The organism is Microbacterium hydrothermale, assembly GCF_004854025.1.
GTDB classification, from domain to species: domain Bacteria; phylum Actinomycetota; class Actinomycetes; order Actinomycetales; family Microbacteriaceae; genus Microbacterium; species Microbacterium hydrothermale.
Genome location: NZ_STGM01000007.1, coordinates 152,021 through 178,729 on the forward strand (window position 1 = coordinate 152,021; position 26,709 = coordinate 178,729).

28 protein-coding genes and 1 tRNA gene are annotated in these 26,709 nt (G+C 70.9%); 7 read left to right on the forward strand and 22 right to left on the reverse strand.

Going from position 1 to position 26,709, the window contains the following annotated elements:
* Window positions 1-55 precede the first annotated feature (55 nt).
* Window positions 56-202 (forward strand): hypothetical protein, encoded by a 147-nt coding sequence (locus FB047_RS16985; RefSeq protein WP_167494248.1) that lies wholly within the window; start codon window positions 56-58, stop codon window positions 200-202.
* Between the two features lie 218 nt (window positions 203-420).
* Here FB047_RS16985 and FB047_RS13890 read toward each other — a convergent pair whose 3' ends face one another.
* Window positions 421-1,269, reverse strand: a complete 849-nt coding sequence (locus FB047_RS13890) for a hypothetical protein (protein WP_136587798.1) — start codon at window positions 1,267-1,269, stop codon at window positions 421-423.
* A gap of 286 nt (window positions 1,270-1,555) precedes the next feature.
* Here FB047_RS13890 and FB047_RS16990 point away from each other — a divergent pair, with 286 nt between their 5' ends.
* Together FB047_RS16990 and FB047_RS13895 are read left to right on the forward strand one after the other, a co-directional pair.
* Window positions 1,556-1,714, forward strand: a complete 159-nt coding sequence (locus FB047_RS16990) for a hypothetical protein (protein ID WP_167494249.1) — start codon at window positions 1,556-1,558, stop codon at window positions 1,712-1,714.
* Window positions 1,715-2,024: 310 nt separating this feature from the next.
* Complete coding sequence (locus FB047_RS13895) at window positions 2,025-2,648, forward strand: hypothetical protein (RefSeq protein ID WP_167494250.1); 624 nt, start codon at window positions 2,025-2,027, stop codon at window positions 2,646-2,648.
* A gap of 231 nt (window positions 2,649-2,879) precedes the next feature.
* Here FB047_RS13895 and FB047_RS13900 read toward each other — a convergent pair.
* Window positions 2,880-2,953 (reverse strand) — tRNA-Pro (locus FB047_RS13900).
* Between the two features lie 134 nt (window positions 2,954-3,087).
* Here FB047_RS13900 and FB047_RS13905 point away from each other — a divergent pair.
* Together FB047_RS13905 and FB047_RS13910 are read left to right on the forward strand one after the other, a co-directional pair.
* Window positions 3,088-3,666, forward strand: a complete 579-nt coding sequence (locus FB047_RS13905; protein WP_136587800.1) for a GNAT family N-acetyltransferase — start codon at window positions 3,088-3,090, stop codon at window positions 3,664-3,666.
* Window positions 3,667-3,708: 42 nt separating this feature from the next.
* Window positions 3,709-4,092, forward strand: a complete 384-nt coding sequence (locus FB047_RS13910) for an RNA-binding S4 domain-containing protein (protein WP_136587801.1) — start codon at window positions 3,709-3,711, stop codon at window positions 4,090-4,092.
* A gap of 217 nt (window positions 4,093-4,309) precedes the next feature.
* Here the strand turns inward: FB047_RS13910 and FB047_RS13915 are convergent, their stop codons facing one another.
* Entirely contained in the window at window positions 4,310-5,212 is a 903-nt protein-coding gene (locus FB047_RS13915) for an NUDIX domain-containing protein (RefSeq protein WP_136587802.1), read from the reverse strand.
* A gap of 80 nt (window positions 5,213-5,292) precedes the next feature.
* Between FB047_RS13915 and FB047_RS13920 the strand changes: the two genes are divergently transcribed.
* Window positions 5,293-5,706 (forward strand): GNAT family N-acetyltransferase, encoded by a 414-nt coding sequence (locus FB047_RS13920; protein WP_136587803.1) that lies wholly within the window; start codon window positions 5,293-5,295, stop codon window positions 5,704-5,706.
* Window positions 5,707-5,877: 171 nt separating this feature from the next.
* Here FB047_RS13920 and der read toward each other — a convergent pair whose 3' ends face one another.
* From der to argC, 19 genes are all read right to left on the reverse strand, one after another.
* Complete coding sequence (gene der / locus FB047_RS13925; protein WP_136587804.1) at window positions 5,878-7,404, reverse strand: ribosome biogenesis GTPase Der; 1,527 nt, start codon at window positions 7,402-7,404, stop codon at window positions 5,878-5,880.
* Window positions 7,394-8,131 carry a (d)CMP kinase gene (cmk, locus tag FB047_RS13930; RefSeq protein WP_136587805.1) on the reverse strand — a complete coding sequence of 246 codons (738 nt, stop codon included), beginning with the start codon at window positions 8,129-8,131 and terminating at the stop codon, window positions 7,394-7,396. The genes der and cmk overlap by 11 nt, the downstream gene beginning before the upstream one ends.
* Window positions 8,124-9,257 carry a prephenate dehydrogenase gene (locus FB047_RS13935; RefSeq protein WP_136587806.1) on the reverse strand — a complete coding sequence of 378 codons (1,134 nt, stop codon included), beginning with the start codon at window positions 9,255-9,257 and terminating at the stop codon, window positions 8,124-8,126. The genes cmk and FB047_RS13935 overlap by 8 nt, the downstream gene beginning before the upstream one ends.
* A gap of 55 nt (window positions 9,258-9,312) precedes the next feature.
* Window positions 9,313-10,074, reverse strand: coding sequence for a pseudouridine synthase (locus tag FB047_RS13940; protein ID WP_136587807.1), 762 nt, complete (start codon window positions 10,072-10,074; stop codon window positions 9,313-9,315).
* Complete coding sequence (gene scpB, locus FB047_RS13945; RefSeq protein WP_167494251.1) at window positions 10,071-10,736, reverse strand: SMC-Scp complex subunit ScpB; 666 nt, start codon at window positions 10,734-10,736, stop codon at window positions 10,071-10,073. Before scpB ends, FB047_RS13940 begins: the two co-directional genes overlap by 4 nt.
* A complete protein-coding gene (locus FB047_RS13950; RefSeq protein WP_136587808.1) occupies window positions 10,726-11,670 on the reverse strand; it encodes a segregation and condensation protein A in 945 nt (314 codons plus the stop codon). Before FB047_RS13950 ends, scpB begins: the two co-directional genes overlap by 11 nt.
* The gene (locus FB047_RS13955; protein ID WP_240752823.1) at window positions 11,654-12,556 is read right to left on the reverse strand and encodes a ParA family protein; all 903 of its coding nucleotides are present in this window, start codon (window positions 12,554-12,556) and stop codon (window positions 11,654-11,656) included. The genes FB047_RS13950 and FB047_RS13955 overlap by 17 nt, the downstream gene beginning before the upstream one ends.
* Before the next feature lie 272 nt (window positions 12,557-12,828).
* A complete protein-coding gene (locus tag FB047_RS13960; RefSeq protein ID WP_136587809.1) occupies window positions 12,829-13,629 on the reverse strand; it encodes a DUF4184 family protein in 801 nt (266 codons plus the stop codon).
* A gap of 1 nt (window position 13,630) precedes the next feature.
* Window positions 13,631-14,944 (reverse strand): tyrosine--tRNA ligase, encoded by a 1,314-nt coding sequence (gene tyrS / locus FB047_RS13965; RefSeq protein ID WP_136587810.1) that lies wholly within the window; start codon window positions 14,942-14,944, stop codon window positions 13,631-13,633.
* An 80-nt stretch (window positions 14,945-15,024) separates the two neighbouring features.
* The gene (locus FB047_RS13970) at window positions 15,025-15,891 is read right to left on the reverse strand and encodes a DUF2510 domain-containing protein (protein ID WP_136587811.1); all 867 of its coding nucleotides are present in this window, start codon (window positions 15,889-15,891) and stop codon (window positions 15,025-15,027) included.
* Window positions 15,892-15,940: 49 nt separating this feature from the next.
* Entirely contained in the window at window positions 15,941-16,690 is a 750-nt protein-coding gene (locus tag FB047_RS13975) for a hypothetical protein (protein ID WP_136587812.1), read from the reverse strand.
* A complete protein-coding gene (locus tag FB047_RS13980; RefSeq protein ID WP_136587813.1) occupies window positions 16,687-17,334 on the reverse strand; it encodes a SatD family protein in 648 nt (215 codons plus the stop codon). Before FB047_RS13980 ends, FB047_RS13975 begins: the two co-directional genes overlap by 4 nt.
* 51 nt (window positions 17,335-17,385) lie before the next feature.
* Window positions 17,386-18,816, reverse strand: a complete 1,431-nt coding sequence (gene argH, locus FB047_RS13985) for an argininosuccinate lyase (RefSeq protein WP_136587814.1) — start codon at window positions 18,814-18,816, stop codon at window positions 17,386-17,388.
* Between the two features lie 47 nt (window positions 18,817-18,863).
* Complete coding sequence (locus FB047_RS13990; RefSeq protein ID WP_136587815.1) at window positions 18,864-19,982, reverse strand: heparan-alpha-glucosaminide N-acetyltransferase domain-containing protein; 1,119 nt, start codon at window positions 19,980-19,982, stop codon at window positions 18,864-18,866.
* Window positions 19,961-20,884, reverse strand: a complete 924-nt coding sequence (gene argF, locus FB047_RS13995; RefSeq protein ID WP_136587816.1) for an ornithine carbamoyltransferase — start codon at window positions 20,882-20,884, stop codon at window positions 19,961-19,963. Before argF ends, FB047_RS13990 begins: the two co-directional genes overlap by 22 nt.
* Window positions 20,881-22,101: an acetylornithine transaminase gene (locus FB047_RS14000; protein ID WP_136587817.1), complete on the reverse strand. Its 1,221-nt coding sequence runs from the start codon at window positions 22,099-22,101 to the stop codon at window positions 20,881-20,883. Before FB047_RS14000 ends, argF begins: the two co-directional genes overlap by 4 nt.
* Window positions 22,098-23,000: an acetylglutamate kinase gene (gene argB, locus FB047_RS14005; protein ID WP_076674785.1), complete on the reverse strand. Its 903-nt coding sequence runs from the start codon at window positions 22,998-23,000 to the stop codon at window positions 22,098-22,100. Before argB ends, FB047_RS14000 begins: the two co-directional genes overlap by 4 nt.
* Window positions 22,997-24,154 (reverse strand): bifunctional glutamate N-acetyltransferase/amino-acid acetyltransferase ArgJ, encoded by a 1,158-nt coding sequence (argJ, locus tag FB047_RS14010; protein WP_136587818.1) that lies wholly within the window; start codon window positions 24,152-24,154, stop codon window positions 22,997-22,999. Before argJ ends, argB begins: the two co-directional genes overlap by 4 nt.
* Window positions 24,151-25,200: an N-acetyl-gamma-glutamyl-phosphate reductase gene (gene argC, locus FB047_RS14015; protein WP_136587819.1), complete on the reverse strand. Its 1,050-nt coding sequence runs from the start codon at window positions 25,198-25,200 to the stop codon at window positions 24,151-24,153. Before argC ends, argJ begins: the two co-directional genes overlap by 4 nt.
* Before the next feature lie 569 nt (window positions 25,201-25,769).
* Between argC and FB047_RS16995 the strand changes: the two genes are divergently transcribed.
* On the forward strand, window positions 25,770-26,709 hold a 940-nt coding region (locus tag FB047_RS16995; protein ID WP_205823030.1), incomplete at its 3' end, for a hypothetical protein.

Here is a 26,709-nt window from a genome sequence, read left to right on the forward strand (position 1 = left end):
GTCGGTCGCCGTGAGGGTCCTCGTGATTTCGCGGCTCGTGGGGCAGGCTGGAGGGATGACCGGACTCCTCGGCTGGCACGCTCTCATCATCATCGGCGTCCTCGCGGTGATCGCCCTCGCGATCTTCGCCGTCTACGCCCTCGTGCGGCTCGCGGCGCAGCAGGGCGTCGCGGCTGCGGAGCGGCGGGGGCGGCGGGAGTAGGAGGCGCCGTGGAGGCGTCTTTGCGGCGGCCGGGGAAACGGAGGATAGCTGAATCCACGCGGCTCTGCGGAAAGTCGAGCCTCGTCTGTATGGATGACAGGAGGCGGACCGGCTATCCCGCGAGGCGTGTGTTCATGGTCGCATCGACCACAGACGATCGAGCTGCACCGCGAAATGCGGGCCGCTTACGTCCCGCCCGCGCCACGGGATCGTCGCGCTCAGGGCATCACCCATCCGAGGTACTGGCCGGAGGGCACGCCCGTGACATCCACGATCTTGGTCCACGAGTGGGAGTTGCGGTCTTCGGTCCGCTTCCCCGGGGCGATGAACACCTTGCCGCTGCCGACGCTGATGCCCTCGAGGCCTTGGAACCCGTTGGTGACGTCGGGGCCGTAGAACACGAGCGCGCCGATCGGGGGGACACCCGAGGTGGTCGCGCTGCCGGAGTAGTGCTGGTTGAAGATGTCGATCGCCTTGCCGGCGCCGGGGATCTCCTTGCCGGTGGCGTGGTAGCCCCAGTAGGGAAGCTTGGGACTGTTTCCCGAGAGGCGGCCGACGAGTGATGCCTTGCCGGAATAGCCCCACTCGGCCTCCGGGAACAGCTCCCGCGCGAGACCCTTGGGCATGGAGTCGCGGTTGACGAACTGCAGGGCGTAGTTGGTGGCGGAGATGTCTTGGCGCGTTGCGTCGCAGCTCGAGAGCTCGTCGTCTCCGTTGGCGACTTGGACGTGGAGGCCGCTGTTGGCGATGCGGGAGGAGTGGGCCCAACCTTTGAGGGAGCCGTAGGCGATGTAGATCCAGTGGTCGGTCCGGTATGCGCCGGTGACGTTTTCGCCCTTTCCCCAGCAGACTGCGTTGACGGTGGCGCCGGAGGGGACGACGGCGTCCTTGCGGGGGTAGCATCGCTCGCCGCTGCCCCAGGAGCACCAGCGGAGTTGGATGTCGGATGTCGCTCGGGGTGCTGCCGCCGAGGCGGAGGTGGTGGTGGTTGCCGCTGACGCGGGTCCCCCGATGAGCGAGAGGGTGACCACTACGATCGCCCCGATTGCCGCCAACGTCTTGCGCATGTGCTCCCCCAAAGCCCGTGAGCGCATGAGGTGCGCCCAGCGGAAGCATAGCTGCCGCTCAGCTTGTGTCGAGGTTGCGGTCGGGGACGATTCGTATCGCCTCGGGGCGCGCCGGTGCTGGTGGGTGTCGTAGCCTCTGCTGCGTCGTACGCGGTGGGGCGTTTCGCGCCGCGTGTGGGTGCGGGGTGGCTGTTCGAGACGCCGGGATGGTTGGCACGCGCGACTAGGCCCCGGGCGACCGTATCGGCGTAGTCGACGGAGCTGAGGCGACCGCTACGGTCAGAAGATGGATCAACCCACAGCCCTCGTCATCATGATCGTCTGCGGAAGTCTGCTCGGCCTGATCATCAGTTGGGTGATCTCGTATTGGATCATCCGCCTCGCGGTCGGAGCCGCGCTCAGCCGTCACCGGGACGCAATGGCTGAACTGCGAAGGGCAGAGTGATGCTCGAGGACTGCTGTTGGAGCGATTCTGGCTGTCATCATCGTCGGCGGATCGCGCAGCGGCAGGCACTTTAAGAGCGGGGCAGCACTCACGCATGAGGCGCCCCGGCGCCTTCGGGGGCGCCTTATTGCAAAGGCGGGGCCCGTTCGTCAGGCAGCGGACTCGCCCCCGCGTCTTGCACGGTGCTGGTCGGCGGTCGAACAATGCTGCGGGTCAGCGAGCCGTACCGGATGAGAAGGTCGCGAAGCAACCGGTGCTTCGAGCGGATGCGCGCACCTAGAGTTCGGTGCATCGACCTCGAAGGGGTGCCATGCGCGCTCGACCCGTCGGCCTATCTGCCGCAGCCCTGCTCTCCGTGACTCTTCTCGCCGCGCCCACCGCCGCTCAGGCGGTGGGGGTACCCGAATGCATCGCCGTGCCGGGAAAAGTGGGCGCGGCTGTAGACGCGAATATCGCGAATTACCCCGTGGAGAAACCAGACGCCTACCGGACTATCAACGGCAAGCGCGAGCCTGTCTATCGAGTCGAGGTCGGTGAAGTGCTGCACATCCCCACACGGATCACCAATACCGGCACCTGCCGGTACTGGACCTACGGTGGGGACTTCACCGCCCGCGGACATGACGCGTTCACCACCCCCGGCAATAGCACCTGGGTGGATGGGAAAGGCAACAAGACCTGGTCCTCAGCCATTGGAGTCCCCACCTGGGATCCCGACCCGGATCGGAACCACCCCTACACGCGCCGCTCCGAGCGCCTATGGGAACAGATCTACCCCGGCGACACATCCAAGCGGCTCTGGGGCCTCACCGTCGACAACCTCGCCCGCCCCGGCACCTATTACTCCGTGAGCTTCCAGTGGGACGCGAACGTCTCCGACCCTCCCGTCAACGACACCGCCGTCAGCGCTCGTATCTGGCTCATCCGCGACTGACGCCGGCCCTCGATGGTTCGCCGCCTGGCGCAACGTCATCACCGTCCGTCGGATGCGAACGACCCCTCGCTCCGCTCGTCGAAGACCAGGACAGCGGAGTCACCCCCGGTAGCACGATCGGCAACAGGGGCTCTGAACGACGCCTTGATTCTGCGTCGTGGTTGAAGACCGATCGCAGGAACGACAAGAGGCCCGAACCCCGCAGTCCTGCGGAAGTTCGGGCCTCATCTGTCGGGATGACAGGATTTGAACCTGCGACCCCTTGACCCCCAGTCAAGTGCGCTACCAAGCTGCGCCACATCCCGTTACCCGCGAGCGGGCAACTCCCCTATATTAGCCCCTCCCCGGCGCCACCGCGAACCACGCCTCCCCCCGGGCGTGTGGCGCTCCCCGATCCCGCGCCCTTGTCGATGTCGGACCCCCTCGCTACGGTCGCGGCATGACGATCGAGATCCTCCCCGCCACCGGTGACCGCTTCGACGACGCCGAGACGGCGCTCGACAGCGGCGACGGGCCCGGCTGCCAGTGCCAGTGGTGGCTGCTCACGAGCGCCGAGTTCCGCGAAGAATCGCGCGCGCAGCTGACGGAGCGCCTCCGCGCCGAGACCCGGGGTGAGAGCGCGCCCGGACTCGTCGCCTACGTCGACGGCGAGCCGGCGGGCTGGGTCCGCGTCGGGCCACGCGTCGCGCAGCCGCGTATCGCGCGGACGCGGGACGTCAAGACCGCGAGCGTCGAGCCCTTCGACGCCGATGACGTGTGGGCGGTGTCGTGCTTCGTCGTCCGACGTCAGCACCGCGGCACCGGCCTCACCCGCGCTCTGCTCGACGCCGCCGTGAGCTACGCCCGTGAGGGCGGTGCGCGGGTCGTCGAGGGCTATCCGCTCGACCCGACCGTGACGAAGCGCTCGGCGAATCAACTGTTCCGCGGCACGGTGGCGGTGTTCCAAGACGCCGGTTTCGACATCGTCTCCCGCCCGCAGCCCGACCGAGCGCTGGTCTCCCTCACCCTCCGCGACTGAGACCCCGACGTACGATGGAGGTTCGCCGACGGAAGACCCGAGATGACGGATGCCACGACCACCGCGCGCGTCGACGCGTGGCTGTGGGCGGTGCGCGTCTACAAGACACGCTCGGCCGCGACCACGGCGTGCCGCGCCGGTCACGTACGCGTCAACGGCGAACGGGCGAAGGCCGCGCAGCCCGTGCGACCCGGCGACGAACTGCGCGTGCGGATCCAGGGATTCGATCGCATTCTGATCGTCAAGAAGACCATCGCGAAGCGCGTCGGCGCCGCGCTCGTCGCGGAGTCGGTCGACGATCGCACTCCCCCGCCGCCGTCGAAGGAGAGCATGCCGTTCGTGCCCGTCCGCGACCGCGGCGCGGGACGACCCACGAAGCGCGACCGCCGCGAGATCGAGAAGCTGCGCGGCCGCGAGCTCGACTGACCCCGGCGAGAGCACGCGCGTCGCACCCCGGGGGCTCGGCGCGACAGCGAAACAAACGGAACCCGGGAGTGGCAGGCGCCCCTCGGCACGGCCGCAAAGCCCGACCGTACTCGGCAGCGACAGGTACATCGCCCCGCGGCTCACCGGGACCGCGAACTAGACGGAACCCGGCGGCCACACTCACGCCGCGCCCCCGGTGCCGGCCCGGCCGGCCGCCTCAGCCCAGCTGGTCCAACAGCCACCGCGTGCCCTGCACGGTCGCGCCGAGCTCCTCGACCCGGGCGGCCAGCCCGCGATCGCTCGTGACGACCACCACGGGGCTCGACGTCGCCGCGAGGTCGCGCACCACCTCGACGATCTCGTCATCGCCCTCGCCCGCGGCGCGGCGCACCTCGATCGCCGGAGCCGCAGGATCCGCGGCCTTCGCCTGCCCCTCGAGCACGGCGACCACGCGAGGGAACCAGCGCGTGGCGGAGAGGTCGAGGCGCTCGGCATCCACTCCCCGTTCCGCGAGGCGCGAGATTCGCGTCGCGAGACGCGTCGCGGAGCCCGCGCGATCCTTCCACCAGCCGTCGGGCACCGACCCCATGACGTTGGCCACGTCCACGACGATCGCCGGGCGCACCTCGAGTGCCGCGCTCAGGGCGGGCCACGCCGCCGCGAACCCCGGATGAAGGGGAAGCTGCGTCACCCGGTCCACCGGCACCCATTCCAGCGCGACGCTCTCCGGGTCGCTGATGACCGGCTCGAACGGCGTGACGACGTCGGCGATCAGGGTGGAATACGACCAGATGCCGAGGTCGAGCACGCTCTCGAAGCGCGCGCGCACGGCATCCGTCGGCACCCCCGCCTCCTCGCCCGACTCGCGCAGGGCACCGTCCCGGGCGGATTCGCCCTCGTGCCGGGCTCCCCCGGGCAGCGCCCAGGTGTCGCCGAAGTGACTCCACGAGACCCGGTGCTGCAGCAGCACTCCGCGCGCGGGGTCGAGAGCGAGCAGCCCGGCGGCGCCGAAGCGCCCCCAGTACCTCTCGCCGGTGGGCGCGACGACCCACGCGTCGCCGGGGTCGCGGGGCCCGTGCGGTCGCCGCGGTTCGCCCGGGGCGGGAGGTTCGATCGTCATCCCGTCCAGCCTGGCACAGCCCGGGGGCGACAGCGCCGGCGCGCGTCACATGCCGCCGCGGAACGCGCGAGACTTCTCTCGTGGAGTACGAATTCGACGACGACCCCGCGCGCATCGACCGCGACGCGGTGTGGCGGTGGCTGAGCACCGAAGCGTATTGGGCCCGCTGGCGCACGCGCGCCGATGTGGAGGCGCAACTCGACAGCGCGTGGCGCCTCGTGGCCGCCTACACCCGCGACACGGGCGAGCTGGTGGGCTTCGCCCGGGCGATCTCCGACGGCGTCGCGTTCGGCTACCTCGCCGACGTGTTCGTCGTCGAGGAACACCGCGGTCGCGGCATCTCGAAGGGCCTCGTGTCGCTGATGATCGATGAGGGGCCGGGGCCGCACTTCCGCTGGACGCTCTTCACGAGCGACGCGCACGGCCTGTACCGGCAGTTCGGCTTCGCCGAGCCCGACCGGACCGCCCTCGTGCGTCCGGCATCCTCCGTCTGACGCGGCGCCCTCCCGACGCGCAGCCGCGTCCCACCCGCGAGACTGCACGCCGCCGACATCTCGGTTGCAGGATGCCGCCGAAACGTCACGCACCTGCAGTCTCGCGAACCCGACGACACCCCACCGCAACAGCGAACGCCCCGGCCGAAACCGGGGCGTTCGCGGGGCGACTCAGCGCTGACGCTTCTCGCGGATGCGCATGTTCAGCACGATCGGCGTTCCCTCGAAGCCGTAGATCTCGCGCAGGCGCCGCTGGATGAACCGGCGGTAGCCCGGGTCGAGGAACCCGGTCGTGAACAGCACGAATGTCGGCGGGCGCGTCGCCGCCTGCGTGCCGAACAGGATGCGGGGCTGCTTGCCGCCGCGCAGCGGGTGCGGGTGCTCGGCGACGAGCTCCGACAGGAACGCATTGAACTTGCCGGTCGGGATGCGGGTGTCCCACGACTCGAGCGCCTGCTCGAGAGCGGGCACGAGCTTGTCGAGGTGACGGCCGGTGCGGGCCGAGATGTTCACGCGCGGGGCCCACGCGACGTGCGCGAGGTCCTGCTCGATCTCGCGCTCGAGGTAGCGGCGACGATCCTGGTTCTCCATGTCGTCGTCATTGAGGCGATCCCACTTGTTGAACGCCAGCACGAGCGCGCGACCCGACTCGAGCACGAGGTCGATGATGTTGAGGTCCTGCACGCTGATCGGCTGCGAGACGTCGAGAACGACGACCGCGACCTCGCTCTTCTCCAGCGCGGTCGAGGTGCGCAGCGACGCGTAGAAGTCGGCGCCCTGCGACAGGTGCACGCGACGACGGATGCCGGCGGTGTCGACGAGCGTCCAGAGCTTGCCGCCGAGCTCGACGACCTCGTCGACGGGGTCGCGCGTGGTGCCCGCGAGCTCGTTGACGACGACGCGCTCCTCGCCCGCCGCCTTGTTCAGCAGCGACGACTTGCCCACGTTCGGGCGACCGAGAATGGCCACGCGACGCGGTCCGCCGATCTCGTACTTCGCCACGGCCGAGACCTGCGGCAGCACCTTCATGATCTCGTCGAGAAGGTCGGCGACACCGCGACCGTGTATCGCCGACACCGGGTGCGGCTCACCGAGTCCGAGGTTCCACAGGGCCGTGGCCTCGGGCTCCTGACGGGCGTCGTCGACCTTGTTCGCGACGAGGAACACCGGCTTGTTGCTCTTGCGCAGCAGCTTCACGACGTGCTCGTCGGTCGAGGTCGCCCCCACCGTGGCATCCACCACGAACAGGACGATGTCGGCGAGGTCGATCGCCACCTCGGCCTGGGCGGCGACCGAACGGTCGATGCCCTTCGCGTCGGGCTCCCACCCGCCGGTGTCGACCAGCGAGAAACGCCGGTCGAGCCACTCGGCCTTGTACGTGACGCGGTCGCGCGTGACACCGGGGGTGTCTTCGACGACCGCCTCGCGGCGACCGAGGATGCGGTTCACCAAGGCCGACTTGCCGACGTTCGGGCGGCCGACGATCGCGACCACCGGCAGCGCCGGCAGGAACTCGATCTCGCCGTCGCCCGAGGCCAGGCCCGCGAGCAGCTCCGCGTCGTCCTCGTCGAGGTCGAAGTCGGCCAGGCCCGCGCGCAGCGCTTCGGCCCGCTGCTCGGCGAGAGCCTCGTCGAGGTTCTGCATCTTCTCGGCGAGCTGGTCGGGCCCGCCTTCGTATTCGTCTTCTTCAACGCCCATCGCGGGCTCCCATCGTGTTCTCGACGACGCTCAACACGGCGTCGACGGTCTGTGCGAAATCGAGGTGGGTCGAGTCGACGACCTCGACGCCTTCGGCGGCGGTGAGGAAGTCGACGACCGTGGAGTCGGCGGCGTCGCGCTTGTGCAGCGCGGCGGCCACCTTGGCGGCATCCTGATCGGTCAGCTCGGCGCTGCGACGCGCGGCGCGCACCTCGGGCGCCGCGGTGAGCAGGATGCGCACGGGCGCGTCGGGGAACACGACCGTGGTGATGTCGCGTCCTTCGACGACGACACCCGGAAGAGCAGCGGATGCCACGAGCCGACGGAACAGCTCGGTCACCGCGTGCCGCACCGGAGCGACGCGGGCGACACCGCTCACCGCATCGGTGACCCGGGGCTCCCGGATCGCGGCGGTGACGTCGACCGAGCCGACGCGCACCCAGCGGTCGGCCGTGTCGAGCGAGATGGAGTAGTCGAAGTCGCCGAAGACCTCGAGCACCGCGGTGGCGTCGGAGGTGTCGACGCCGTGCTCGAGGGCGTGCCACGCGAGGGCGCGGTAGGCCGCTCCGGTGTCGAGGAAGCCGTACCCGAGGCGCTGGGCCGCGGCCTTCGACACGCTCGACTTGCCGCTGCCTGCGGGACCGTCGATCGCGACGACGACGGGCGCACCGACGGAGGAACCCTCGACGGGGGCGCCGAAGGCGGGCTTGAGGAGGGATTCAGTCATGGGTGGTGCTCGCAATCCGCCATCCGCGCTGCTGGAGCCCGTCGACGGCTCGGCGGACCGCGTCGGGGACGACGCTGATCTCGGCGAGGCCGAACGGGGCACCGGGCGAGTGCTCGAGGCGCAGGTCTTCGACGTTGACGTCGAGGTCTCCGAGCTCGCCGAAGAGGCGGCCCAGTTGGCCGGAGGTGTCGTCGACCATGACGACGAACGTATCGAAACGGCGGTTCTGGCCGTGCTTGCCGGGGAGGCGCTCGACGCCCTCGTTGCCGCGGCGGATCGTGTCGGCGACGGCACGACGAGCACCCGGCACGTCGGGGTCGCGCAGCGCCTCGGCCACCTCGGCGAGGTCGGCCGAGAGCCGGTCGAGCACCGACACCACGGGGGCGGCGTTCGCGCCGAGGATCTGCACCCAGAGCTCCGGAGCGGATGCCGCGATGCGCGTCGTGTCGCGCACGCCCTGACCGGCGAGGCGGAGGGAGCCGTCAGGGGCCTCGACGAAGCGTCCGGCGAGCAGGCTCGCGACCAGCTGAGGCACGTGCGACATGAGGGCGACGGACTCGTCGTGCTCCTCGGGTGTCATTTCGATGAGCGTCGCGCCGAGGTCGAGGGCGAGGCCCTCCACGAGCGACAGATCGTGCGCCGAGGTCTCGCCATCGCGGCAGACGACCCACGGTCGGCCGACGAAGATGTCGGCGCGCGCCGAGATCGCTCCCCCGCGCTCGCGCCCGGCCATCGGGTGCGACCCGATGTAGTGGCGCAGATCGACCCCGCGCTCCCGCAGGGTGCGCAGCGGCTCGAGCTTCACGCTCGCGACGTCGGTCACCACGGCATCCGGGAACGCGGCGAGCTCGCGCTGCACCACGTCGGCGGTGACGTCGGGCGGCACGGCCACGACGATCAGCGAGGGCGCGTCGTCGTCGCGTGCGGCACGACCGGCACCGTAGTCGATGGCCAGCCGCAGCTGGGACGGCGACGCGTCGACGAGGACGACGTCGACGCCGCGCGCGGTGAGCGCGTGGCCGATGCTCGCACCGAGCAGGCCCGAGCCGACGACGCGGACCGTGCCGCTCGTGCGGGTCGCCAAAGGCCCCGCCGCGCGCGCGGACGCCTCGTTCGATTCGCTCATCGGGTCTCCTGCTGCCCTGGGCGGTGCCGCACGCACCGCGAGACGCCCGGGAGGCTCACTCCACCGGAGCGTCACCGTCTCGACGAGACAGCGTGAGCAGGGCACCACGTTCTACTGTAGTCAACTCGCGCGCCTTGCCCACCGGGAGTGTTCCCAGGTGAAGGGGTCCGAACTGCCGCCGCACCAGCTCGACGACCGGATGCCCCACCTCGGCCATCATGCGGCGCACGATGCGGTTCTTGCCCGAGTGGAGGGTCAGCTCGACCAGGCTCTCGCCCTTCGACGAGTCCAGCAGACGGGCCTTGTCGGCGGCGATGCGCCCGTCTTCGAGGTCGACGCCCTTGATGAGCCGCTGGATGGTCTGCGGGAGCACCTGCCCCTCGACCTTGGCGATGTACACCTTGGTGACCCCGAACGACGGGTGGGCGAGCACGTGCGCGAGGTCGCCGTCGTTGGTCAGCACGAGCAGACCCGAGGTGTCGGCATCCAGGCGTCCGACGTTGAACAGGCGCTCGTCCCAGTCCTTCGTGTACCGGCGGAGGTCGGGGCGCCCGCGGTCGTCGTTCATCGAGCTGACCACGCCGGTGGGCTTGTTCAGGATGACGTAGCGCTTCGACGAATCCAGCTGGATCGCCGTTCCGTCGACGTCGACGAGGTCGGTCTCGGGGTGGATGCGCGAGCCCAGCTCCGTCACCACGACGCCGTTGACGCGCACGCGCCCCTCGACGATCATCTGCTCGGAGACGCGGCGCGAAGCCACCCCCGCGTTCGCCAGAACCTTCTGCAGGCGTACGCCCTCGGCATCCGCTTCGCTCATTTCAGTACCTCTCCGTCGAATCCGTCCGAGCCGTCGTCGAGCAACGGCGAGATGTGCGGCAGCTCGTCGAGCGAGTTGATGCCGAGGTGGACCAGCAGCTGGTCGGTCGTTCCGTAGTGGATCGCGCCCGTGTCGGGGTCGGTGAAGACCTCGGCGATCAGTCCACGCGCGAGCAGGGTGCGCACGACCGAGTCGACGTTGACGGCGCGGATGGATGCCACCTGCCCGCGCGTCACGGGCTGCTTGTACGCGATGACGGCCAGGGTCTCCAGGGCCGCCTGCGACAGTCGGGCCGGGGCCTGCGTGTTGACGAACTCGCCGACGACGTCGTCGTACTCCTCGCGCACGTACAGGCGCCAGCCGCCTCCGACCTCGCGCAGCTCGAAACCGCGGATAGGTCCCCCGGTCTCGCCGTTGTAGTCGGCGACGAGCGCCTCGACGGCTTGGCGCACGGCCGGGACCGGGGCCGCGACGGCCGCCGCGAGGCTCACGAGGCTCTGCGGCTCGTCGAGCACGAGCAGGATCGCCTCGAGGCGACGGGCGACGGATGCCGGGTCGGACGGCCGCGCGGGGGGCGCCGGCTCGGACGCAGGGTTCGCTGCGGCGACGGCGGGCTCCGCGGCGCGCGGATCGGTCGCCGTCTCGGTGCGGTCAACGGTCATAGTCGGCTCCCAGGGCGGCGAGGTTCTCTTCCGACCACCTCTCGGCGGTCCAGCGCAGGGTCAGCTCCCCCAGCGGTTCGAGCTGCTCGAACGACAGCGCGGCGTGGCGGTACAGCTCGAGGATCGACAGGAACCGCGCGACGACGACCCCCGTCTCGGTGACGCCCGCGACGAGGTCGCGGAAGTTCAGCGTGCCGGCCGAACGCAGCAGCGTGACCACGATCGCGGCCTGCTCGCGGATGCTGACCAGCGGCGCGTGGAGGTGGTCGAGACCGACGGTGGGGATCTGCTTCGGGGCGAAGGCCACGACCGCGAGGGCGGCGAAGTCGTCGACGTTGAGGGTCCACTTCAGCTCGGGGACGGCACTGCGGTACTTCTCGTCGAGGCGCACGGACCGCGTGTGCCGCTTGTCTTCGCGCTGCAGGCAGCGGGCGAACCACGCCGACACCTCTTTGAACGCGCGGTACTGCAGCAGGCGGGCGAACAGCAGGTCGCGCGCTTCGAGCAACGCCACCGACTCGGCATCCACCACCTCACCCTGCGGCAGCAGACCGGCGATCTTCATGTCGAGCAGGGTCGCGGCGACGACGAGGAACTCCGAGGTCTCGTCGAGGTCGGCGTCGGGGCCGAGAGCGCGGAGGTAGGCGATGAACTCGTCGGTCACACGGCTGAGCGCCACCTCGGTGACGTCGAGTTCGGCGCGCGAGATGAGGGTGAGGAGCAGGTCGAACGGCCCGTCGAAGTCGGGCAGGGTGACGCGGAAGCGGGGAGCCTCGGGCCCGGTCCCTTCGACAGGCTCAGCAACCGCGGTGTGCTCGGAGGGCTCGGGGCCGCCGACCGCGAGGTGGCTGAGCCTGTCGAAGCCACCGGGAGCCGCGGAGGGAGACGCCGCGGGCGCGGCATCGGCCAGGGTGTCGTCAGGCGACGGCGCCACGGGCGACCAGCTCCCGCGCCAGCCGCAGGTAGGCCTGTGCGGCGGCGTGCTCGGGGGCGAACTCCGTGATCGGCATTCCCGACACCGAGGCGTCCGGGAACTTCACCGTGCGGCCGATGACCGTCTCGAGCACGTCGTCGCCGAACGCCTCGACCACGCGCTCGAGCACCTCACGGGAGTGCAGCGTGCGGGGGTCGTACATCGTGGCGAGCACGCCGTCGAGCTCGATCGCGGGGTTGAGGCGGTCGCGCACCTTGTCGATCGTCTCGACGAGCAGGGCGACGCCGCGCAGCGCGAAGAACTCGCACTCGAGCGGGATGAGCACACCGTGCGCGGCGGTGAGCGCGTTGACGGTGAGCAGACCGAGCGAGGGCTGGCAGTCGACGAGGATCACGTCGTAGTCGGCCGCGACCTTGCGCAGCACGCGCGCCAGGATCGTCTCGCGCGCGACCTCGTTGACGAGGTGCACCTCGGCCGCCGACAGGTCGATGTTGGCCGGAATGACGTCGAGCCCCTCGACGCGCGTGTGCACGATGACCTCGTGCGGGTCGCGCTTGGTGTCGAGCAGCAGGTCGTAGATGGTGGGCACGTCGTGCGTCTGGATGCCGAGACCCGCCGACAGCGCACCCTGGGGGTCGAAGTCGATCGCGAGGACGCGACGCCCGTAGCCGGCCAGCGAGGCGGCGAGGTTGATGGTCGTCGTCGTCTTGCCGACGCCGCCCTTCTGGTTGCACAGCGCGATGATGCGGGCGGGACCGTGTCCGTCGAGCGGCTTCGGGGTGGGGAACCCCTGGTAGGGGCGCCCGGTGGGGCCGAGGATGACCTCGTCCGCGCCCGACTTCGTGCCCTTCGTGCTCGCCGACACCGATTCTCCCGCCTTCGTCATAACGTCCCGAGTCTAGTCGCCGCCCGCTCCCCCGCCCGGAGTGACCCGCGGGCGGGGGTGAGGTCCGCCCCGCGCCTGCGCCCGCCGCGCTGAACCCGCCGCGCGCTGCGCACACCCTCCGCGATCCGCACAGCCTCAGCCCGAATCGCCGCGACTCAGCCGACTCTGCGCGAATCACTGACGTCGCGCGAGCGCGAGAGCAGGCCCCCCGGAGCCCACCTCGCGCGCACATCCTCCGCGATCCGCACACCCTCAGCCCGAAACCGCGAGGCTCAGCCGACTTTGCGCGAATCACTGACGTCGCGCGAGCGCCGCACCTGCACGAGAACGGCCAGAACGAGCGTCGCGAGACCCCACGCCGCGGCGACCTTCACCAGCACGCCGTAGATCAGGTGGGTCGGGGTGTAGTCCTCACCGAAACCTCCCGCGACCGTCACCGCGACGAGGGATGCCGCGACCAGCGCGATCGGCAACGACAACCACCACGTCACGCGGACGGCATCCGGAAGCACCCGGGTCAGCGGCTGGGGCGAGCGACGCGACAGCCACCACAGGCCGAACGCCGCGAGCCCGGCGAGCCCGAGGGCACCCGAGCCGTACTGCAGCCACTTCACCCCGAGCAGCGGTCCCCACTGCTGCTCGAGAGCGGGGAACAGAGCGTCGCCCGCCCTGCCCTCGTGCGTGAAGAAATCCCACGCCACGTGCGTGACCACCCCGAGCGCGAGGGAGGCGAGGAGCCACAGGATGCCGACGGCTCCCCCGTTCAGGGTCTCGCGCGCCGCCGCACCGGCCCCGGCATCCCACGCCGCCGGCGACCGCTCCGCGACCGCGCGCGGCAGCAGCTCCCGGGTCGCCGGCCGCAGCACGCAGCGCCACACGAGAAGCAGCACGAGAGCGACGACGACCGTCACCGGCAGCCACGCGAGATCGTGCGTCAGCGTGTAATCGGGCCACATGCCCCGCAGGAAGAGCGGCAGGTCGGGGGTCATCGCCCCGATCGCGATCGCCGCCGGCACCAGCGGCGTCCGCACGAACGGGAGCGCGACGACCGCATGGCTGACGGTGAACGGCATGTCAGTCGACGAACAGCCCCGCGAGCGTCTTCTTGCCGCGCCGCAGCACCGAGACCCCGCCGGGGAGGGTGCCCGTCACGGCCGCGTCATCGGCGGTCACCTTCACGCCGTCGAGCGAGACCCCGCCCTGCGCGATGGCACGACGCGCGTCGCTCAGGCTCGACGACAGCCCCGTGGCCGTCAGCGCCTCGACCACCGACGACCCGGCCGGCACCGTGGCGTGCGGGAGCTCCTGCAGCGCGGAACGCAGCACCGTGGCATCCAGGGCGGTCAGGTCTCCCTGACCGAACAGGGCCTCGGTCGCCGCGATCACGCTCTCGGTCGTCTCGGCCCCGTGCACCGTGGTCACGACCTCGCGCGCGAGGCGCTTCTGCGCGGCGCGGCGGAAGGGCTCCTCCTCGACGAGCCGGGCGTACTCCTCGATCTCGGCGCGCGTGAGGAAGGTGAACACCTTCAGGCGCTCGACCACGTCGCGGTCGTCGGTGTTGAGCCAGAACTGGTACATGACCCACGGGCTGCACATCTCGGCATCCAGCCAGATCGCGTTGCCCTCGCTCTTGCCGAACTTCGTGCCGTCGCTGTTGGTGATCAGCGGCGTGCCGATCGCGTGCACCGAGACGCCCTCGACCTTGCGCACCAGATCGGTGCCGCTGGTGAGGTTGCCCCACTGGTCGCTGCCGCCGGTCTGCAGCACGCAGCCGTACTGGCGGTGCAGCTCGAGGTAGTCGAGCCCCTGCAGGATCTGGTAGCTGAACTCGGTGTAGCTGATGCCCGCTTCGGAGTTGAGGCGCGCGCTGACGGCATCCTTCTTCAGCATCGTGCCGACGCGGAAGTGCTTGCCGATCTCGCGGAGGAAGTCGATCGCGCTGAGCGGAGCGGTCCAGTCGAGGTTGTTCACGATGCGCGCGGCGTTGTCGCCATCGAAGCTCAGGAACCGTTCGACCTGCGCACGAAGCTTGCCGACCCACTCCTCGACGGTCTCGCGCGTGTTGAGCGTGCGCTCGGCCGTGGGACGAGGGTCGCCCACGAGTCCGGTCGACCCGCCGACGAGTCCGAGCGGGTGGTGACCGGCGAGCTGCAGACGACGCATCGTGAGCAGCTGCACGAGGTTGCCCAGGTGCAGGCTCGGCGCGGTCGGGTCGAAGCCGCAGTAGAACGTGATCGGGTCCCCGCCGAGCAGCTCGCTCAGCTCGCCCTGGTCGGTGGAGACGTGCACCAGTCCGCGATACACCAGCTCGTCCCAGACGTTGTCGAAGGTCGGGTCGTTGGCGGGTGCGAGGGCGCTCACGGGCGCCGCATCGATGGAGGCAGACACCGGTTCAGGGTACCAGCGGGCTCGGGAGGCTCCGGATGCCGCGACCCGCGGCTGAGTGCACTGGGAGCGGACGGGCCCGCTCAGCCGCGGGTCGAGCCCGTCGGCGCCGACGGCGGCTCGCTCGGGATGAGCAGGACGCGCGTCTGAGAGCGGAACGCCACGACCAGGGCCGCGACGAGAACCCCGAAGGCCACTCCGCCGGCGATCAGCACCCACCCGCCGACGACCGACCCCGGGTCGGATCCTCGAGTGGCGAAGCCCAGCATCACGATCCCCGCGACCACGGCCCCCACCGCCACGACCGCGAGCAGCAGCACGACGATGCGCTGCGTCGCCAGGGCCCGCTCGGCGTGGAAGGTGGGACGCACGCCCCACCGGGTCAGGAGGTACCCGGTCCACCGACTGCCCGTCCACCACCGGCTCGCCGTCCGCGAGACGGGATACCACCCGGCTCCGGACGCCTCGACGGTCCCGGGCAGCGGCCGCACGGCATCCGGGTCGATCGGCTCGCCGCGGGGCGCGGACTCCCGACGCACGAGCGTGGTCTGCGCGGCCATCGCCAGGAACAGCGCCGCCAGCACCACGCTCGACACCGCGGTGAGCGGTTGGGCCCCGAACGTGACGGCGAACGTCGTCTGCAGGGCCGCGAGCGCGACGAACACCCCTCCCATCGCCCACGCGAACGCGGGTGACTCGGTCGCCGCCCCATCGATGCCGACGCGGTCGTTGCGGATGCGGCTGGCCGTCCAGACGCGCCCGTCCCACCACCGCACGACGTCGGGGCGAACCCGATACCATCCCGGCCGAGGCCCGACGGCCTCAGCCGCGGCGGGCTCCGGATGCCGCTCCTCGGGCATCGGAGCCTCGTGGGCCGTCCACTGCGAGCCGTCCCACCAGCGCAGCATCCCCGGCCTGTCGGCCTCGTACCATCCCGGTCCCGCGGTCATCGCGCCCCCTCGCCTCCCTTCGACCCTAGGCGGTCGGATGACGACGACGTCAGCCGGCGTGCACGCCCCACCACACGAGGAACGCGGCCGCGAGCGAGGTCACCCAACTGACCAGGCTGCCGATGAGGAAGTACTCCGCGCGATCCCCGTCGTCGCGGTCGCGCGAGATCTCGGGGAACCGCACGATGCCCTTCGCCGCGAGCACCGCCGCGAGCAGCGTGTACGCACCGGCGAGGGTGAGCACGAACACGAGGATCCGCTCGAGCGGACCGATCAGGCGGCCGCCCTTCAGCGTCGGGCGCGGGGCCGACGCGGCGCCGTCGTCCGCGGTAGCGGGGCCGGCCGTCGCCGCGGCGTCGAGGCGCCCACCCATCTCGGAGCGCAGGGCGATGCGCACGACGGCGTTGCCGGACTCGAGGAGGAACACGACGCACCCGGCCACGAGCACCACGACGTCGATCGACACGGCCTCACCCGGGCGGTAGGCCGCCCAGATCTGACCGAGCGGCCCGGGTCGCGCGCGCCCCGGCGCGACGATCACGCACGCGGCCGCGGCGAGGGCGAGGAGGGCCACCGGCCAGAGCCCGGCCCGTGCCGGGCCGTCTTCGGGCACGACCCACGTCCAGATCGCGGCCACCGCGACGGCCAGGAATCCGGCGATGACCGCGTCGAGACCCGCCGACACGACCACGAGCACCACCGCGGCAACGGTGAAGGCGATCCACCGGCGCGTACGGATCATCTGCCGCAGAAGATCGACCCCGCCGACCGCGAGCAGCAGAAGCCCCGCGGCGATCACGACCGCACCCCCGCCACCAGCACCGCGAACCCCTCGACGACCGCAGCCGACCCGGCCGCCGAGAGAGCCTGCGAGACCGCGGACTGGCTGATGCCCTCCCGGTCGGCGAGTTCGCGCTGGGAACGGCCCAGGCAGCGACCATAGGTGAGGCGACGCGTCCGCTCGCTCATCGCCGAGACCGCCTGATCGCGACTGAGCGCGTAGGCGGTGGCCAGGGCGATGGCTTCGGTCATGTCGGCATCCTCTCCCTCCGCCCGCTCGATCCATGTGCGCACCGCCGGTGCGGCGCGCTGCTGCAGTTTCTCGACCTGCTCGATCGCGGCGCGAGCGGCCCACCAGGCGGGACCCTCGGGGATCTCGCGTTCTCCGACGGAGATCGGGCGCACGTCGCCCACCCCCACGCCGAAACGGCACTCGACCCCCTCGGGGAGGGCCAGCCGCACGAGCAGCAGAGAGGCGAGGGCCGCCGCGAGCGACGGGTACTCCCCCTGCAGTTCGTCGCCGACGACGGCCGTGAGGGGCTGCGTGGCGACGGGCAGCACCCGTTCGACCTCGGCGACGACGTCGGAGATGGCCTCTTGCGCACCGGCGCGGTCGGCGAGCAGCCGCGAGGCGACGATGTCGGCGATGACGGCGACGGTCATGTCATAAGCATAACGCTTATGAAACGCATTTGATAAGCGAAAAGCTGATACTCAGTCGACCAGGCTTCGGGCCGCGGCCTGCGCCCGCGCGACGAGCTCCTCGCGCTGCTCCCCCACGCGCACCGGCGCGGTGCCGCCGACGCCCGTGCGACTCGCGACGGAACCCTCGATCGTCAGCACCTCGCGCACCGCCGGGGTGAGCGACGGCGACACCGAGGCGAGCAGAGCGTCGTCGGCGTCTTCGAGGCCGATCCCGCGCTGCTCGCACGCCCGGACGAGCGCCCCGGAGATCTCGTGCGCGTCACGGAAGGCGACCCCCTGACGCACGAGCCACTCGGCCACGTCGGTCGCGAGCGAGAACCCCTGCGGGGCGAGCTCGGCCATGCGTTCGGGGTGGAAGCGCAGCGTCGCGATCATGCCCGAGAACGCGGGAAGCACGAGCTCCAGCGTGCGCACGGAGTCGAACACCGGCTCCTTGTCTTCCTGCAGGTCGCGGTTGTAGGCCAGCGGGAGCCCCTTCAGCGTCGCGAGCAGACCCGACAGGTTGCCGATGAGACGCCCCGCCTTGCCGCGCGCGAGCTCGGCGATGTCGGGGTTCTTCTTCTGCGGCATGATGCTCGACCCCGTCGAGTAGGCGTCGTCGAGCGTGACGAACCCGAACTCGCGCGTGTTCCAGAGGATCACGTCTTCGGACAGGCGCGACAGGTCGACGCCGATCATCGCTGTGATGAACGCGAACTCGGCCACCACGTCGCGCGACGCCGTGCCGTCGAGGGAGTTCTCGGACGGACGCGCGAGGCCCAGGCGGTCGGCGACGAGCTGCGGGTCCAGACCGAGGGTGGCCCCGGCGAGCGCTCCCCCGCCGTACGGCGAGACCGAGGCGCGCACCGACCAGTCGCGCAGACGCTCGATGCCGCGGACGAACGCCCAGCCGTAGGCCTGCAGGTGGTGCGCGAGGAGAACGGGCTGAGCGTGCTGGAGGTGCGTGCGCCCGGGCATGATCGCCGACCCGGCGGACTCGGCCTGCGCCACGAGCGCGTCGATCAGACGGAGGAGCTCGCGGGTGATCGTACGCGCGTGGTCGAGCAGGTAGAGCCGCACGAGCGTCGCGATCTGGTCGTTGCGGCTGCGGCCGGCGCGGAGCTTGCCGCCGAGGGCGGGCCCGACGGTCTCGATGAGCACCCGCTCGAGCGCGCCGTGCACGTCTTCGTCACCGGGGGCAGCGACGAGGGAGCCGTCCTTCACGCGCGCGGCGAGGGCGTCGAGGCCCTCGTGCATCGCGCGCGCCTCGTCGGCGTCGAGGTAGCCCGCGGCCTCGAGGGCCGCGGTGTGGGCGTGCGAGCCCTGGATGTCGTAGAGGGCGAGGTCCCAGTCGAAGTGGGTCGAGCGGCTCAGCGCCGCGAGCTCGGGAGAGGGCCCGCCCGAGAAACGGGCGCCCCACAGGGCACCCTCGTTCGTCGCCTGACCGGTCTCGCTGCTCATCCCCCCAGCCTACCGAGGGTCGCCGACGTCGCCGGAGCCCGCCCTCATCACGGTGCCGCGGTCGCGGCATCCCGCCCCACTACCGCCTTCACCACCCGGTCGACGAGCATCTCGAGCGGTCCGCGGCCGATGAGGAGCGTCCACGCGGTGCAGAAGACGATCAGTCCGAGCGTGAGCGGGGTGAACAGACCCGCCTCGCGGATGCCGTACAGGTCGGACGTGTCGCCGAGGAGGGCGAGGGCCACCACGGCCCACACGACGAGCTGGAGGACGTACGCCGTCAGCGGCATCGATCCCACCGCACGGACGGGGATCGCGATCCAGCGAAGCGGGGTCCGGCACAACAGCAGGCACACGCCGATCGCCGCGATCGCGAACCCGCCCGACCCGATGACCTCCCACAGCCCCGACGAGTGGTCTTCGGCGGTCAGCACGGCCGCGAGGTACGCATCGCCGGCCGCGGCGGGCGCCGTCAGCAGCGCCGCCCCGTACCCGGCGAGCGCGAGAGCCGCGCCCGCGGTCACGAGGAGGGCCTGCTCGGGCAGCGCGCGCAGGTCGAGGCGACCGATCCCCATGCCCGCGAGGAGGAAGGCGATCCAGGTCGTGAAGGGATAGTTCCATCCCACCAGGGCCGCGAGCTCCTCGCCGCCGACGCCCGTCCAGACCGGAGCGGCGTCGAGCACGGGCTGGATCCACGGCATCACCAGCGCGAGGGCTCCGGCGGTGAGGAACAGCCCGCGCGCGCGCACGCCGAGAAAGGGCAGGGCCAGCACGAACAGCAGCGCGTAGGCGGGGAGGATGACGTACACCGGCACCCCGGTCATCACGAGCAGCACCCCGATGACCCACAGCAGCGCCCCGCGCATCGCCAACCGCGCGGACGCCCGCGGGCGGCGGGCCGGCTCGAGGGGCCGTGTCCCCCCGGTCACGATCGAGATCGACACCCCGGCGAGGACCGCGAACAGGATCGACGAGCGGCCGTTGACGAGGGTGACCCACGTCGAGGGGTCCGGGGTGAGCACGCGCTCGGTGTCGAGCAGGTGCGCGGCCAGCATCCCCAGCACCGCGAATCCGCGGGCCAGGTCCACGCCGGCCAGCCGGCTCGGCCCGTCGAAGCGGGTCCAGAGCCGGCCGAACCGGGAGGTCAGTCCTGGCGCAGGAGCCACACCAGCAGCGCCTTCTGGGCGTGGAGACGGTTCTCGGCCTCATCCCACACGACGCTCTGCGGGCCGTCGATGACCTCGGCGTCGACCTCGTAGCCGCGGTCGGCGGGGAGGCAGTGGATGAAGATCGCGTCGGAGGCGGCGCGGGTCATCAGCTCGCTGGTGACTTTGAAGCCGCCGAGGTCGCGGATGCGCGCGATCTTCTCCTCCTCCTTGCCCATCGAGACCCAGGTGTCGGTGACGACGACGTCGGCTCCGGATGCCGCGGCCTCGGGGTCGGTGAGCAGCGTCACCGATCCGCCGGTCTCGGCGGCGATGCGCTCGGCATCCGCGATCACGTCGGCACGGGGCGCGTAATCGGCGGGGGCGGCGACGCGCACGTGCATGCCGGCGGTGACGCCCGCGAGTACGTAGGAGTGCGCCATGTTGCTCTGCCCGTCGCCGAAGAACGACAGCGTCAGCCCCTTCAGCTCGCCCTTGTGCTCACGGATCGTGAGCAGATCGGCGAGCAGCTGGCACGGGTGGAAGTCGTCGCTGAGGGCGTTCACGACGGGCACGCGGGTGCCGCGGGCCATCTCTTCCAGGCCCGCCTGCGCGTAGGTGCGCCACACGATCGCGGCCACCTGGCGTTCGAGCACGCGGGCGGTGTCGGAGGGGGTCTCCTTGCCGCCGAGCTGGCTGTTCGCGGTCGAGATGATCAGCGGCGACCCGCCCAGGTCGGCGATGCCGACGGCGAACGACACGCGCGTGCGCGTGGAGGACTTGTCGAAGATCACCGCCACCGTCTGGGGGCCCGCGAGCGGCTTCTGCGCCCAGCGGTCCTTCTTCAGCTCGATCGCGAGGTCGAGGATCTCGGCCTGCTCGGCCGGGGTCAGGTCGTCGTCGCGCAGCAGGTGGCGGGTCACGCGGGGGCTCCTTCGAGGATCAGGGCATCGGAGACGGTGGCGAGCGCGGCGCCGAACAGGCGCAGGAACTCCTCGACCTCGGCGTCGCCGATCGTCAGCGGCGGGGCGATGCGGATGGTGTCGTCGTTGGCGGCGTTGACGATCAGGCCGTGCTCCTGCGCCGCGGCCACGACGGCCTTGGCGACGGGGCTCGACAGCGCGATGCCGAGCAGCAGGCCCTTGCCGCGCACGCCGGCGACCAGCGGCGAGCCGAGCGCGGCGATGCCCTCGCGCAGCTGCGTCTCGCGCCGGGCGGCGTTGGCGACCAGCCCGGCCGACTCGATCTCCTGCAGCACGGCGCCGCCGACCGCGGTGCCGAGGGCGTTGCCGCCGAAGGTGGAGCCGTGGGTGCCGGGGAAGAAGAGCTCGCTCGCCGCCCCGAAGGTGATGAGCGCGCCGATCGGGAAGCCGCCGCCGATGCCCTTGGCCACCGTGATCGCGTCGGGCACGATGCCGGCGTGCTGGAAGCCGAACCAGGCGCCGGTGCGGCCCGCGCCGGTCTGGATCTCGTCGACGATGAGCAGCGCGCCGTGCCGCGCGGTGATCTCGCGCGCCGCGGCGAGGTACCCCTCGGGCAGCTCGACGACGCCGGCCTCGCCCTGGATGGGCTCGACGAGCAGGGCGGCGACACGTTCGTCCATCGCGGCCTCGAGGGCCTCGACGCTCGCGTCGATGTGCTCGACCCCGGGCACCATGGGCAGGAAGTCGGCCTGCAGAGCGGGCTTGCCGGTGAGCGCGAGGGCGCCCATCGTGCGGCCGTGGAAACCGCCCTTGAGCGTCAGGATGCGGGTGCGGTCGCTGCCGCGGCCGTGCAGGCGCGCGAGCTTGAGCGCGGCTTCGTTCGCCTCGGCACCGGAGTTGCCGAAGTACACGCGGCCCGACTCCCCCGTTCCGGCCAGACGCTTCAGGCGCGCGGCCATCGCCAGCTGCGGCGGCGTCGCGAAGTAGTTCGAGACGTGCGCGAGGGTCGCGGCCTGCGCGGTGATGGCCTCGACGAACACCGGGTGCGCGTGGCCCAGGGCGTTCACGGCAATCCCGGCGAGGAAGTCGAGGTACTTCTTGCCGTCGCCGTCCCACACGAAGGCGCCCTCACCGCGCACGAACAGCGCCATGCGGTCGCCGAAGCTGCGTACGAGGTCGCGTCCGGCGTCATCCTGCCAACTCGTGTCCGCGTTCACGCGACCACCTCCGTTCCGATTCCTTTGTTGGTGAAGAGTTCGACGAGCACCGAGTGCGGCACGCGTCCGTCGATGATGGCGGCCGTGGGCACACCCCCGTCGACGGCGTCGAGGCACGCCTGCATCTTCGGGATCATCCCCGACTCGAGCGTCGGCACCATGGCCCGCAGTTCGGTCGAGGTCAGGTGCGACACGAGCGAGTCGCGGTTCGGCCAGTCGGCGTACAGGCCCGGAACGTCGGTGAGCACGACGAGCTTCTTCGCGTTCAGCGCGATCGCGAGGGCCGCCGCGGCCGCATCGGCGTTGACGTTGAGCGAGGTGCCGGGGTGGTCGAGGTCGGGGGCGATGCTCGACACGATCGGCACGCGACCGGCGGCCAGGTGGTCGAGGACCGGCTGGGGGTCCACCGTGACGACGTCGCCCACGCGCCCGAGGTCGTGCTCGACCCCGTCGACGACGACGCCGCGCCGGCGACCGCCGAAGAGCCCGGCATCCTCTCCGCTCAGGCCCGTCGCGAGCGGACCGTGCGCGTTGACCTTGGCCACGAGCTGCGGGTTGATCTGCCCCGTGAGCACCATGCGCACGACCCCGATCGCCTCGGTCGAGGTGACGCGGTAGCCGCCGCGGAACTCGCTCGGGATGTCGAGGCGGTTGAGCATCGACGAGATCTGCGGCCCCCCGCCGTGCACGACGACCGGCTTCACGCCGACGTAGCGCAGGTAGGCGATGTCGGCGGCGAAGGCGTCCTGCAGCTCGTCGCTGACCATCGCGTTGCCGCCGTACTTCACCACCACCACCTGGTCGCGGTACTTGCGCACCCAGGGAAGGGATTCGACGAGCGTCACGGCCCGTTCGCTGGCGGCGGCGGGATCGGTGTCCTGGAGGTCGACGTGGGTCATGAGGAGTAGGCGCTGTTCTCGTGGACGTAATCGTGGGTGAGGTCGTTGGTGCGGATGGTGGCCGCGGCGTCGCCGACGCGGAGGTCGACGACGAGGTCGGTCGCCCGCGGCGTGAGGTCCACGTCGTCGCGCGGACGGTCGGGCCCGCCGGCGGTGCACACGCGCACGCCGTTCATCCACACGTCGACGTCGTAGGGGTCGAAGGCGGCGGCGGTGGTGCCGATCGCGGCGAGAACGCGCCCCCAGTTGGCGTCGTTGCCGAAGATCGCGGCCTTGAACAGGTTGTTGCGGGCGATCGAGCGACCCACCTCGACGGCATCGTCCTCGTTGGCGGCGTTGACGACTCGGATGGTGATGTCGTGGCTCGCCCCCTCGGCGTCGCCCTGCAGCTGGGCGGCGAGGTCGTCGCACACCGCGGCGAGGGCGGCGGCGAACTCCTCGGCATCCACGCGCAGGCCGCTGGCTCCGCTGGCCAGGAGCGTCACCTGGTCGTTCGTCGACATGCAACCGTCCGAGTCGAGCCGGTCGAAGCTCACGCGCGTGGCCGCGCGCAGCGCCGCGTCGGCCTCGGCGGCGTCGAGCACGACGTCGGTCGTCAGCACGACGAGCATGGTCGCGAGTCCCGGGGCCAGCATTCCGGCGCCCTTGGCCATGCCGCCGATGCTCCAGCCGTCGCCCTGGTGCGCGGCGCGCTTCGGCTTCGAATCGGTGGTCATGATCGCGAGGGAGGCGTCCTCGCCGCCGTCGGCCGAGAGCGCGGCGACTCCCTGGTCGACCCCCTCGAGCACCTTTGCGCGGAAGACCTCGTCGCCGGTGCCGATCAGTCCGGTCGAGCACACGACGACATCGCCCGCGCCCACGCCGAGCAGCTCGGCGGCGCGTTCGGCGGTCTGGTGGGTCGTCTGGAACCCGAAGGCACCGGTGAAGCAGTTCGCTCCCCCGGAGTTCAGCACGACGGCTTCGATCACCCCGTCTTTCACGACCTGCTCCGACCAGAGGATCGGGTTGGCCTTGGCGCGATTCGAGGTGAACACCGCCGCCCCGACCTTGAGCGGGCCGCGGTTGACCACGAGTGCGACGTCGCGCGCTCCGGACGACTTGAGTCCGACGGCGACGCCCGCCGCTTCGAAACCTGCGGGGACGGTCACACTCACGGGGCGACTCCGTTCACGGGAAGGGCGGTGGTCTCGGCGAGGCCCAGCGCGATGTTCAGGGACTGCACGGCGGCTCCCGCCGTGCCTTTGACGAGATTGTCGACGGCGGCGACGACGGTCACGCGGTTCGCCGCGCGATCGATCGCGAGGCCCATCGAGGCGATGTTCGCACCGAGCACGTCGGCCGTGCGCGGGAAGACGCCCGGCGGGAGCAGCTCGACGAAGGTCTCGTCGGCGTAGGCGTCCTCCCACGCGGCCCGGATCTCGGCATCCGTCGCCCCCTCGACGATCGGAGCCGACGAGGTGGCCAGGATGCCGCGCGCCATCGGTACCAGCACGGGGGTGAAGGAGAGTCGGATGCCGTCACGCGGCGCCCCCGCGGCGGCCAACGCCTGCCGGATCTCGGGGATGTGGCGGTGTATTCCGCCGACGGCATACGGATTGGCGGTGCCGAGGATCTCGCTCGCGAGGAGGTTCGTCTTCGCCGACTTGCCGGCGCCGCTCGGGCCGACCGCGAGGACCGAGACGATGTCGCCCGGGTCGATGACCCCCGCGGCGACCCCCGGGGCGAGGGAGAGGGCGACGGTCGAGGCGTTGCAGCCGGGGGCGGCGATGCGAGTGGCTCCGCGCAGGTGCTCGCGTTGCTTCACCCCGTCGACGGTCAGCTCGGGAACCCCGTAGGCCCAGGGCTCGGGGTGCTCTCCCCCGTAGAACGCGGCCCAGTCCTCCGCCGAGGTGAGGCGGTGGTCGGCGCCGGCGTCGATCACCAGCGGGGTGTCGGCGAGGGCGTCGGTGTATTGCGCGGACTGCCCGTGCGGCAGGGCGAGCACGACGATGTCGTGACCGGCGAGCACCTCGGGAGTGGTCGGCTGCAGTTCGAGGTGCGCGAGCGAACGCAGGTGGGGCTGGTGGGCGACGAGGCGCTGGCCGGCGCTGGAGTGCGCGGTGACCGTGCGGATCTCGACGTCGGGGTGATCGGCGAGGAGGCGGAGGATCTCGCCGCCCGCGTAGCCGGAAGCGCCGGAAACGGCGACCGAGAGGGTCATGTATCCACCTTACGAGTCGGGGCTGATGCTGCACGCAGCGTGAAGCGGGGCGGCGACGCCCGTATGCCCGACCGGTGGCGGGTTACGAGGTCGCCGAGAATCGGCGCGCGACCCGACGTCGACGCTCGTCACCGGTGCTCACGAAGAGCTCCTCGGTGCGCGCGGTGGTCGACGACATAGAGGCGAGGGTATCGGTCGCGGGGCGGACGGGGCAAATCAAGACCGTATTCCGCGCTCGCGGATATCAGGGGAGACAACGTTGCCACAATCCCCTGTTGTCCCCCATTCGGGGGACAGATTTGGCTTACAGTGGAGGGACTGCCCTCATCGCCGGGCACTTCCGACTGCCCCCCTTTCCGGCGATGAGGGCAGTTCTCTGCGCCCGCGCAGCCGATGACGCCCCGGCCGCTGCTCGCGCGCGATGATGACGACTCCGGATGCCGAAGTCAAGCGCCCGACGTCGTCCATAGGGAGTCCCTACGTTCGTGCCCGTGGTGCTTGGGGGGCCGAGCAACCAGGGGATTCTTGTGCTTCGCACGAACTTTCACGACGATCGCGTTCCTCGCACGATGCAGGTACGCCGAACGATCATCCAGACGACCGCGGTCATCGCGCTGAGCGCCTTGGCGGCGTTCGGTGCACCGCTGAGCGCTTCCGCCGTCGGCGAGGCGGTCACGACTGAGTCGACGACGACGACCACGACGGACGGGCACACCGACGGCACCACCGACGGGCACACCGACGGGCACACCGACGGCGCAACCGACGCGCACACCGACGGCACGACGGACGGGCACACCGACGGGCACACCGACGGCGCAACCGACGCGCACACCGACGGCACGACGGACGGGCACTCCGACGGCACCACCGACAGCAAGGACGCTGCGGATTCTTGGGATGCCACGGACGCGACCGACTCCTGGGACTCCACCGACTCGCACGACGCCTCCGACTCCACGGACTCCTGGGACACCAAGGACGCCACCGACTCCTGGGACTCCAAGGACGCCACCGACTCCTGGGACTCCACCGACTCGAAGGACTCCAAGGACTCGAAGGACTCCACCGACTCCAAGGACATGACCGACTCGAAGGACTCCAAGGACTCGAAGGACTCCACCGACTCCAAGGACATGACCGACTCCACGGACTCCTGGGACACCAAGGACGCCACCGACTCCTGGGACTCCAAGGACGCCACCGACTCCTGGGACTCCAAGGACTCGAAGGACTCCACCGACTCCAAGGACATGACCGACTCGAAGGACTCCAAGGACATGACCGACTCGAAGGACTCCAAGGACTCCACCGACTCCAAGGACTCGAAGGACTCGAAGGACTCCACCGACTCCAAGGACATGACCGACTCGAAGGACTCCACCGACTCCAAGGACATGACCGACTCGAAGGACTCCAAGGACTCGAAGGACTCCACCGACTCGAAGGACTCCATCGACTCGAAGGACTCCACCGACTCCAAGGACATGACCGACTCGAAGGACTCCA

Bases quoted from the DNA above. Each gene is read 5' to 3' on its own strand.
- FB047_RS13955 (WP_240752823.1), bottom strand. From the start codon at position 12,556: ATGACGAAGGCGGGAGAATCGGTGTCGGCGAGCACGAAGGGCACGAAG.
- FB047_RS13910 (WP_136587801.1), top strand. From the start codon at position 3,709: ATGACGGATGCCACGACCACCGCGCGCGTCGACGCGTGGCTGTGGGCG.
- cmk (WP_136587805.1), bottom strand. From the start codon at position 8,131: ATGACTGAATCCCTCCTCAAGCCCGCCTTCGGCGCCCCCGTCGAGGGT.
- FB047_RS13980 (WP_136587813.1), bottom strand. From the start codon at position 17,334: ATGACCGTCGCCGTCATCGCCGACATCGTCGCCTCGCGGCTGCTCGCC.
- FB047_RS13960 (WP_136587809.1), bottom strand. From the start codon at position 13,629: ATGCCGTTCACCGTCAGCCATGCGGTCGTCGCGCTCCCGTTCGTGCGG.
- FB047_RS13905 (WP_136587800.1), top strand. From the start codon at position 3,088: ATGACGATCGAGATCCTCCCCGCCACCGGTGACCGCTTCGACGACGCC.
- FB047_RS13895 (WP_167494250.1), top strand. From the start codon at position 2,025: ATGCGCGCTCGACCCGTCGGCCTATCTGCCGCAGCCCTGCTCTCCGTG.
- FB047_RS13890 (WP_136587798.1), bottom strand. From the start codon at position 1,269: ATGCGCAAGACGTTGGCGGCAATCGGGGCGATCGTAGTGGTCACCCTC.
- FB047_RS13940 (WP_136587807.1), bottom strand. From the start codon at position 10,074: ATGAGCGAAGCGGATGCCGAGGGCGTACGCCTGCAGAAGGTTCTGGCG.
- scpB (WP_167494251.1), bottom strand. From the start codon at position 10,736: ATGACCGTTGACCGCACCGAGACGGCGACCGATCCGCGCGCCGCGGAG.
- FB047_RS13915 (WP_136587802.1), bottom strand. From the start codon at position 5,212: ATGACGATCGAACCTCCCGCCCCGGGCGAACCGCGGCGACCGCACGGG.
- der (WP_136587804.1), bottom strand. From the start codon at position 7,404: ATGGGCGTTGAAGAAGACGAATACGAAGGCGGGCCCGACCAGCTCGCC.
- argC (WP_136587819.1), bottom strand. From the start codon at position 25,200: ATGACCCTCTCGGTCGCCGTTTCCGGCGCTTCCGGCTACGCGGGCGGC.
- FB047_RS16985 (WP_167494248.1), top strand. From the start codon at position 56: ATGACCGGACTCCTCGGCTGGCACGCTCTCATCATCATCGGCGTCCTC.
- FB047_RS13935 (WP_136587806.1), bottom strand. From the start codon at position 9,257: ATGAGCGAATCGAACGAGGCGTCCGCGCGCGCGGCGGGGCCTTTGGCG.
- FB047_RS16990 (WP_167494249.1), top strand. From the start codon at position 1,556: ATGGATCAACCCACAGCCCTCGTCATCATGATCGTCTGCGGAAGTCTG.
- FB047_RS13970 (WP_136587811.1), bottom strand. From the start codon at position 15,891: ATGACCGCGGGACCGGGATGGTACGAGGCCGACAGGCCGGGGATGCTG.
- argB (WP_076674785.1), bottom strand. From the start codon at position 23,000: ATGACCCACGTCGACCTCCAGGACACCGATCCCGCCGCCGCCAGCGAA.
- argH (WP_136587814.1), bottom strand. From the start codon at position 18,816: ATGAGCAGCGAGACCGGTCAGGCGACGAACGAGGGTGCCCTGTGGGGC.